General features: G+C 59.3%; 7 protein-coding genes. 5 read left to right on the top strand and 2 right to left on the bottom strand.

Annotated elements, in window-relative coordinates:
- Window positions 1-57 precede the first annotated feature (57 nt).
- Complete coding sequence (locus GHK62_RS00630; RefSeq protein ID WP_153436441.1) at window positions 58-1,533, bottom strand: NAD(P)H-hydrate dehydratase; 1,476 nt, start codon at window positions 1,531-1,533, stop codon at window positions 58-60.
- A 333-nt stretch (window positions 1,534-1,866) separates the two neighbouring features.
- Here GHK62_RS00630 and GHK62_RS00625 point away from each other — a divergent pair, with 333 nt between their 5' ends.
- The 3 genes from GHK62_RS00625 (at window position 1,867) to hspQ (ending at window position 4,207) form a co-directional block, all read left to right on the top strand.
- Window positions 1,867-2,205: a P-II family nitrogen regulator gene (locus GHK62_RS00625; RefSeq protein ID WP_003528058.1), complete on the top strand. Its 339-nt coding sequence runs from the start codon at window positions 1,867-1,869 to the stop codon at window positions 2,203-2,205.
- Between the two features lie 86 nt (window positions 2,206-2,291).
- Window positions 2,292-3,701, top strand: a complete 1,410-nt coding sequence (gene glnA / locus GHK62_RS00620; RefSeq protein WP_153436440.1) for a type I glutamate--ammonia ligase — start codon at window positions 2,292-2,294, stop codon at window positions 3,699-3,701.
- Window positions 3,702-3,877: 176 nt separating this feature from the next.
- Window positions 3,878-4,207, top strand: coding sequence for a heat shock protein HspQ (hspQ, locus tag GHK62_RS00615; RefSeq protein WP_153436439.1), 330 nt, complete (start codon window positions 3,878-3,880; stop codon window positions 4,205-4,207).
- Between the two features lie 175 nt (window positions 4,208-4,382).
- Here hspQ and GHK62_RS00610 read toward each other — a convergent pair whose 3' ends face one another.
- Window positions 4,383-5,006: an invasion associated locus B family protein gene (locus GHK62_RS00610; protein ID WP_153436438.1), complete on the bottom strand. Its 624-nt coding sequence runs from the start codon at window positions 5,004-5,006 to the stop codon at window positions 4,383-4,385.
- A 501-nt stretch (window positions 5,007-5,507) separates the two neighbouring features.
- Between GHK62_RS00610 and GHK62_RS00605 the strand changes: the two genes are divergently transcribed.
- Together GHK62_RS00605 and GHK62_RS00600 are read left to right on the top strand one after the other, a co-directional pair.
- Window positions 5,508-7,295, top strand: a complete 1,788-nt coding sequence (locus tag GHK62_RS00605) for an extracellular solute-binding protein (protein WP_167528115.1) — start codon at window positions 5,508-5,510, stop codon at window positions 7,293-7,295.
- A gap of 186 nt (window positions 7,296-7,481) precedes the next feature.
- A complete protein-coding gene (locus tag GHK62_RS00600; RefSeq protein WP_153436436.1) occupies window positions 7,482-8,147 on the top strand; it encodes a DsbA family oxidoreductase in 666 nt (221 codons plus the stop codon).
- The last annotated feature ends 45 nt before the right edge of the window (window positions 8,148-8,192 follow it).

Here is an 8,192-nt window from a genome sequence, read left to right as displayed (position 1 = left end):
AGTGCTACAGCGGCCTTGGCGCGTCCGATTGGACGCGCGGCGCTGTAGGTAACAACGTCACGGTAGCGGCGGAATGCATTCGACGAGCGTCTCCGCCGTCATGCCGCGTCCGGCGCGCCTCCCGGCTTCCCCGTGACGCCAGACCGCCGCAGCGGCGGCCTCGAAGGCCGGCATGCCCTGCGCCAGGTGCGCGCCCATGATGCCGGCCAGAACATCGCCCGATCCGGCGGTGGCAAGCGATGGCGGAGCATTGTCATTGACGACGGCGTGGCCCGATGGAGCGGCGACGACGGTGTCGGGTCCCTTGTAGACGACCACCGCATGGCTCAGTCTCGCGGCGGCTTGCGCCTTTTCAATCTTGGACAGCGCGGCCTCCGCGGCGATCTCCGGAAACAGTCGCGCGAACTCGCCCTCATGCGGGGTCATCACCAACCGCCCCCCGCTGGAAGCGGCCCGTTCGAAGAGTTCCGTCCGGTCCTTCTCGAAGGAGGTCATCCCGTCGGCGTCGAGGACAAGCGCCCGATCGCAGAGCATCAGGGCAAAGTCCCTCGCCTTCTTGCCGACGCCGAAACCGGGTCCGAGCACGAATGCGTTTACCCGCTTGTCCTTGAGCCAGGCCGCAAGGTCTTCGGTGCCATGAATTTCCCTGAGCATCACAGCCGTAAGGTGGGACGCGTTTGCCGCGAGCGCTTCGGTCGGCGACGCAAGCGTCACCAGGCCGGCGCCGGCAGCAAGGCCTGCGGTTGCCGAAAGGCGCGCCGCGCCGGTCGAGCGTGGACCACCCGAAAATACGCCCAGATGGCCCCGTCGGTACTTGTGCGTGGCCGGATCAAGAGCGCTGGCGTGCGATCCCCATGCGGCTGGAGTATTGAGCCGCAAGTCACCCGCCCGCTCGCTGACAAGCCGCGCGGGGATGCCGATGTCGAACACCTCCAGAGTGCCGCAGCGGACGCGCCCGGGCATCAGCAGATGGCCGGGTTTGCGAGCCATGAATGTGACGGTGTGAACTGCAGCGAAGCTCGCTCCGCGGATCTCCCCCGTGCGCCCGTCGACGCCCGAGGGCAGATCAACGGCGATGACCGGGACGTGCCCTTCACTCGCCCGCGCAATGGTTCTTTGCGCCTCTGCCGGAAGATCGCGCGTAAGCCCGGCTCCGAACAAGGCATCGATGACGACGTCCCCAAGCTTGGGCTCATAGGCCTCAAGCGGTTGCACCGTCAGTGGGCAAGCACTCTTCGCTCGCGCTGCATCGCCTTTCAGCGCCTCCGGATTGCCGAGCGCGAAAACGGCCACGGCGGCACCTCCGTCTGCGAGTGCGGAGGCTGCGACATAACCGTCGCCGCCGTTGTTGCCCGGCCCACAGAGCACAACGAAACGAAGGGCTTCCGGAAAGAGCCGCAAGGCGGCTGCCGACACCGCCGTCCCGGCTGAACGCATCAACGCGAAGCTATCGATGCCCGAAGCGGCGGCCGCATTGTCGATCGCCGTCATTTCGGTCGGTGTCACCAGAACGTCTCGGAGCACTTCAAGCATGAACCAGATCTAACCGCGCCAAAGGCTCCAAGGCAAGAAGGCATCGCACCAAACAGAATGAGCATTTTTTATGCATTTGCACATTATTGGTGCTCAAATAACGAGCTTATGAAGCCCGTTGCAGCAATAATGCCAACATCAGATAATCATCTTTCATAAAAAATAGGCAGAATGGCCGAGGAGGCGGAGCATAATCCCGGCGGTACCGGATCAAGCTGTGAAAATTCACCATCCGGGGTTTCATTCTGCAACAAAACTGGCACGCTACGTGCATATTGGACGCCGAGCGGGCATGAACCTGCTTTAAAGGGAGAAGCGGAGAGACATTTTCTCATGAAAAAGATCGAAGCGATCATAAAACCCTTCAAGCTGGACGAAGTGAAGGAAGCCCTTCAGGAAGTCGGCTTGCAGGGGATCACCGTCACGGAAGCAAAGGGTTTCGGGCGACAGAAGGGACACACGGAGCTTTACCGAGGCGCCGAATATGTCGTGGACTTCCTGCCGAAGGTAAAAGTCGAAGTCGTGCTGGCAGACGAAAACGCAGAGGCCGTCATCGAGGCCATTCGTAATGCCGCGCAGACCGGCCGCATCGGTGATGGAAAGATTTTCGTGTCCAACGTGGAAGAAGTCATCCGAATCCGCACCGGCGAAACTGGCCTCGACGCCATCTAATCAAGCATTCACCCCATCAAATCCCGAGGGGCCGTCCGGCCCCGCTTTTTCAAACCTCGTCATCTCACAACAGGGACTTACAAAAAATGACGACTGCGAGTGAAGTTCTGAAGCAAATCAAGGACAACGACGTCAAGTTCGTCGACCTGCGCTTTACCGACCCGAAGGGCAAGCTGCAGCACGTGACGATGGATGTCGTCTGCGTCGATGAAGACATGTTCGCTGATGGCGTCATGTTCGACGGCTCCTCGATTTCCGGCTGGAAGGCTATCAACGAATCCGACATGGTGCTGATGCCTGACCCGGAAACGGCTCACATGGACCCGTTCTTCGCTCAGTCGACCATGGTCATCCTCTGTGACATTCTCGATCCGGTTTCGGGCGAGGCTTACAATCGCGACCCGCGCGGCACGGCGAAGAAGGCGGAAGCCTATCTTAAGGCCTCCGGCATCGGCGACACGGTCTTCGTTGGACCTGAGGCGGAATTCTTCGTGTTCGACGACGTGAAGTACAAGGCCGACCCCTACAACACCGGCTTCAAGCTTGATTCCTCCGAACTGCCGTCCAACGACGATACCGACTACGAGACCGGCAACCTCGGCCACCGTCCGCGCATCAAGGGCGGCTACTTTCCGGTACCCCCGATCGACAGCTGCCAGGACATGCGCTCCGAAATGCTGACCGTGCTTGCCGAAATGGGCGTCACGGTTGAAAAGCATCACCACGAAGTGGCCGCTGCCCAGCACGAGCTTGGCGTCAAGTTCGATGCGCTCGTTCGCAACGCCGACAAGATGCAGATCTACAAATACGTCGTGCACCAGGTTGCCAATGCCTACGGCAAGACGGCGACCTTCATGCCGAAGCCGGTCTTCGGCGACAACGGGTCCGGCATGCACGTGCACCTCTCGATCTGGAAGGACGGCAAGCCGACCTTCGCCGGCGACGAATACGCCGGACTCTCGGAAACCTGCCTCTATTTCATCGGCGGCATCATCAAGCACGCCAAGGCCCTCAACGCCTTCACCAACCCCTCGACGAACTCCTACAAGCGTCTCGTTCCGGGCTATGAAGCGCCGGTTCTGCTCGCCTATTCGGCCCGCAACCGCTCGGCTTCCTGCCGCATTCCGTTCGGCAGCAACCCGAAGGCAAAGCGCGTCGAAGTCCGCTTCCCCGACCCAAGCGCGAACCCCTACCTCGCTTTCGCGGCCATGCTGATGGCCGGCCTCGACGGCATCAAGAACAAACTTCATCCGGGCAAGGCGATGGACAAGGACCTCTACGACCTGCCTCCGAAGGAACTGAAGAAGATCCCGACCGTTTGCGGCAGCCTGCGCGAGGCGCTTGAAAGCCTCGACAAGGATCGCAAGTTCCTGACGGCCGGCGGCGTCTTCGACGACGATCAGATCGATTCGTTCATCGAATTGAAGATGCAGGAAGTCATGCGCTTCGAGATGACGCCGCATCCGGTCGAATACGACATGTACTACTCGGTCTAACGAAAATGGACCGGTCGGCAAACACGTCCGGTCCGCTTACGACAATGGACGAAGGCGGGCCTTGTTCGAAGCCCGCCTTTTTTCATGAGCAGTGCCCCCAAGAACGGTTCACCGCAGACCTATTGATGTTCGGCACGCGGCAACCCAGATTATTGTCTGAAAGGATGTGTTGCGTCATGAAACAAAGAAACGCGAAATTTGAGATCGGACAGGTGGTTCGCCACCGGGTCTTCCCGTTCCGCGGCGTCATCTTCGACGTCGATCCGGAATATGCCAACACCGAGGAATGGTGGAATGCCATCCCGCCGGAAATTCGGCCGAGCAAGGACCAGCCCTTCTATCATCTCTTCGCCGAGAACGACGACACCGAATATGTCGCATATGTTTCCGAACAGAACCTTGTTTCCGATGAGAGTGATAGACCGATCCGCCACCCGCAGGTGAGCGCCTTGTTCAAGAAGGATGCCGTCGGGCACTACAAGCCGAAGGCCACCTACAAGCACTAAGGCGCTGGGGCGTTCCCTCGATCGCCAACTAAGACGCTTCGGCACACGTGTCCGGAGCGTTTTTTAGTCTGGGCGACCCCGTACATCACCTCTCGATTTGGACTCGCGATTATGGTCCGAAACAAAAACGCCCGGATAAAAATCCGGGCGTCTAAATCTCAGGAAACGAGTGCAGTTATTGCTGCTTGGCGGCCTTCTGGGCCTCTTCCAGCTTCTTGCGGGCGTCTTCCGCTTTCTTCTGCATTTCTTCCTGCAACAGGCGCTGGCGTTCTTCCAGCTGCGACTGTTCGATCGGCTCGCCGTCAAAGACGCCGGTGAAACCTTCGAGCGTCATCTTGATCGGGTTCGGCGCGCGCTGGAAGTTGACCGACGTGAAGACGACTTCGTTGCCCTTCTTCAGGTTGGCAATCAGCGCGTCGGAAAGCGGTGCCTCGGCGACACACTTGTCGGGCATGCAGATTGCATAGTCGAGCTTCACACCCTTGGCACCGTCGATCTGCATCTGAACACCCGGCGGAATCATCCGAGCGGAAGGTACGGAAACCTGCAGAACCTTGCGGTTGATCTTGCCGGAGACGGTGATGAGGCCGACAGCAGTGATGAGCTGACCATTGTTGGCGGTGAGCAGGTTCTGAACGATGCAGACGTCATTGTCTTCCTGCTTGGTGCAAACCTTGAACCAACCCTGCGGCGGCTTGCCTGCCTGCGCGAAAGCAGCGCTTGGCGCACCGGCGGCTGCAACAGAGAGCGCCAGCGCTGCCATTGCCGCGCTATTGGTGAAGTTCGACTTGAAGATCATTGTGATTCCGTCTCCTGAAATCCGGTTCCGGAACAAACTGTTCCGCTGGTGAATATCGTCAGCCGCCGTTGTCCTGTTGGCCAAATGAGGCATTTGCATGGCCCCGTTTCCGGAAACACCTGTTACATTGGCTCGTGGCGTTTATCCAGTGTTTCGTTGCATTTTTTGCAACCGCCGAAGGCGGAAATACCGGTTTTTTGAATAGAACTTACCGAGAATCGTGACGGCCGATTCTTGAGGACCAGTGCCGGGATCTGGGCGGAAAACCGCTTCATATTCCTGATCCCGTCGAGATCGCGATGATTTTGGATCGCTGATCCAAATCATGAACGTGATCGTTTCCGGGAGTCGGAGCAGGATCCGGGCGGAAAACCGCTTCACACTTTTCCCGATCCCGCTCCGAAGGTTGGAAATATGGGCCCGCATTGGTAACGTGACGGGAATCGGCCTGTAGAAATCCCTCGGGAGGTGAAGTTGCGCGCAGTTCTTTCCGGCCTTGCCATGCTTGTGGCCGCCAGCACATTCGGCAATGAAGCCTTGGCCGCGCCGGTGCATGCCATTTCCATGCACGGCGAGCCCGCCCTGCCCGCCGACTTCAAGAACTTCCCTTACGTCAACCCCAATGTGAAGAAGGGCGGAAAGATTTCCTATGGCGTCGTCGGCACGTTCGACAGCCTCAACCCCTTCATCTTGAAGAGCATGCGGACAACGGCGCGGGGGATGTGGGATCCGGCCTTCGGCAATCTCGTCTATGAATCGCTGATGCAGCGCTCCCAGGACGAGCCGTTCACAATGTATGGACTCCTCGCCGAAACCGTCGAGTGGGACGACGATCGCACCTTCATCCAATTCAACCTGAACCCGAAGGCGCGCTGGGCCGACGGCCAGCCGGTGACCCCCGAAGACGTCATTTTCACTTTTGAGCTGATGCGTGACAAGGGCCGCGCCCCCTTCAGCAACCGACTCTCCAAGGTCTCGAAGATGGAGAAGGTCGGTGACCGCAGTGTCCGCTTTACCTTCAACGACGATGTCGACCGCGAATTTCCGCTGCTGCTCGCTCTTTCTCCCGTGCTGCCGAAACATGCCATCAATGTCGACACGTTCGACAGGACCACGCTCGAGCCGCCGCTCGGTTCCGGCCCCTATCGTGTTGCCGAGGTAAGGGCAGGCGAACGCATCGTCTATCGCCGGAATCCCGACTACTGGGGCAAGGACCTGCCTTCGAAGGTCGGCTTGGACAATTACGACGAGATCTCCGTCGAATATTTTCTGCAGGAGAACTCCCTCTTCGAGGCGTTCAAGAAGGGCGAGGTTGACGTCTATCCGGAAGGCAGCGCGACCAAATGGGCACGCGGCTATGATTTTCCGGCGGTGCGCTCCGGCGACGTGATCAAGGACACCTTCACGCCGAGAACCCCCTCCGGCATGCTCGGCTTCGTCTTCAACACGCGCAGGCCGATGTTCGACAACATCAAGCTGCGCCAGGGCCTTGCGCTCGTTTTCGACTTCGAATGGGTGAACAAGAATCTTTTCGACAGCGCCTACACGCGAACCCAGAGTTACTGGCAGAACTCGTCGCTTTCCTTCCTCGGCGCCGCCGCGGACGACCGTGAGCTTGGACTCATGGGGGACGTCAGGGAGAGGATCAATCCGACCATTCTCGATGGGAGCTACCGCCTCCCCGTCACCGATGGGTCCGGTCGTGATCGCAATGTGCTGCGCGAGGCGGTGACGCTGCTTCGCGAAGCTGGCTACGCCATCAAGGACGGCAAGATGGTCGACGCCAAAGGCAAGCCGCTTGCCTTCGAAATCATGAGCCAGAATGCCGGGCAGGAAAAGATCGCGCTTGCCTACCAGCGGTTCCTCGCGCCGCTTGGAATCGTCGCGACCGTGCGCACGGTCGACGATTCCCAATATCAGCAGCGCAGCCAATCCTTCGACTACGACGTGATCATAAAGTCATTCCCGTCCTCGCTCTCTCCGGGCGTCGAGCAAGTCGGGCGTTGGGGATCGCAATCGCGGGACAGGCAGGGGAGCGAGAACTTTGCCGGCGTCGCCGACAAGGATGTCGACAAGCTGATCAGCAATATCCTGCAGGCGCGGACGACCGAAGATTTTACAGCCGCAGTCCGCTCCCACGACCGGCTGCTGGTATCCAATGCGTATGTGGTGCCGCTCTACCATCTCGACGCCCAATGGGTCGCGCGATGGAAGCATATCGGGCGCCCGGCCACGGTTCCGCTTTACGGCTACCAGCTGCCGACCTGGTGGGACGAGCGCGTGCAGTAACTATAGCGCCATGCGTCTTTTCAGACGCACAAAGGTCGCTGTAGCACTTTGAATTGCTGCATATTTTTGTCCTTAAATCGGATTCTATTTTAGGAAACATGCAGTAGGTTCCCATTTGGTAACGCATTGAAACTGTCGCCCCACCGGCCTATCTCGCAGGTTTAGGAACCTAGAAAGGCTGGTGCGATGGAAACCGTCAAAATCGATATCGTCTCGGATGTTGTTTGTCCGTGGTGTTACCTCGGAAAGAGGCGCCTCGATCAAGCCGTGGCCAATGTCACCGGCGAAATCCTCGTGACGATCCAATGGCGCCCCTACCAGCTCAACCCGGACCTGCCGGCAGAAGGCGTCGATCACAAACGCCATCTTGCCGCAAAACTCGGCGGCCAGGACGCCGTCGACAGGGCCCACAAAACGCTCGAGGGACTTGGCCGGGAAGATGGCATCGACTTCAACTTCGATGCCGTGAAGATCAGCCCCAACACACTCGACGCCCATCGACTGATCCGCTGGGCCGCAACGAATGGCGAGGAAGCCCAGGCGGAGGTCGTGCGCCTACTCTTCAAGGCCAATTTTGAAGAAGGCCGAAATGTCGGCGATCACGCAGTGCTTCTGGAGATTGCCGAGGAGGCTGGCCTCGATGGCCCGGTTATCGCCGCCCTTTTGACCTCCGACGCGGACAAGGAATCGGTGAAGCAGGAGATCGACGTCGCCCGCGAGATGGGCGTCAGTGGTGTCCCTTGCTTCATCATCGACCAGCAATATGCGGTGATGGGCGCCCAATCGGTCGACGTGCTGACGAACGCACTGCGCGAGATCGCGCAGATGAAAGCCAGCGGCCTGGCACACTAGCGCATCGGCCCGAAAATCGGACCCGATTTTCGGAAAGCACGATGC

The sequence above is a fragment of the Sinorhizobium terangae genome, assembly GCF_009601505.1.
Taxonomy (GTDB): domain Bacteria; phylum Pseudomonadota; class Alphaproteobacteria; order Rhizobiales; family Rhizobiaceae; genus Sinorhizobium; species Sinorhizobium terangae.
Note: the sequence above shows the minus strand (reverse complement) of the source record. Positions and strands in the feature narration are given on the sequence as shown.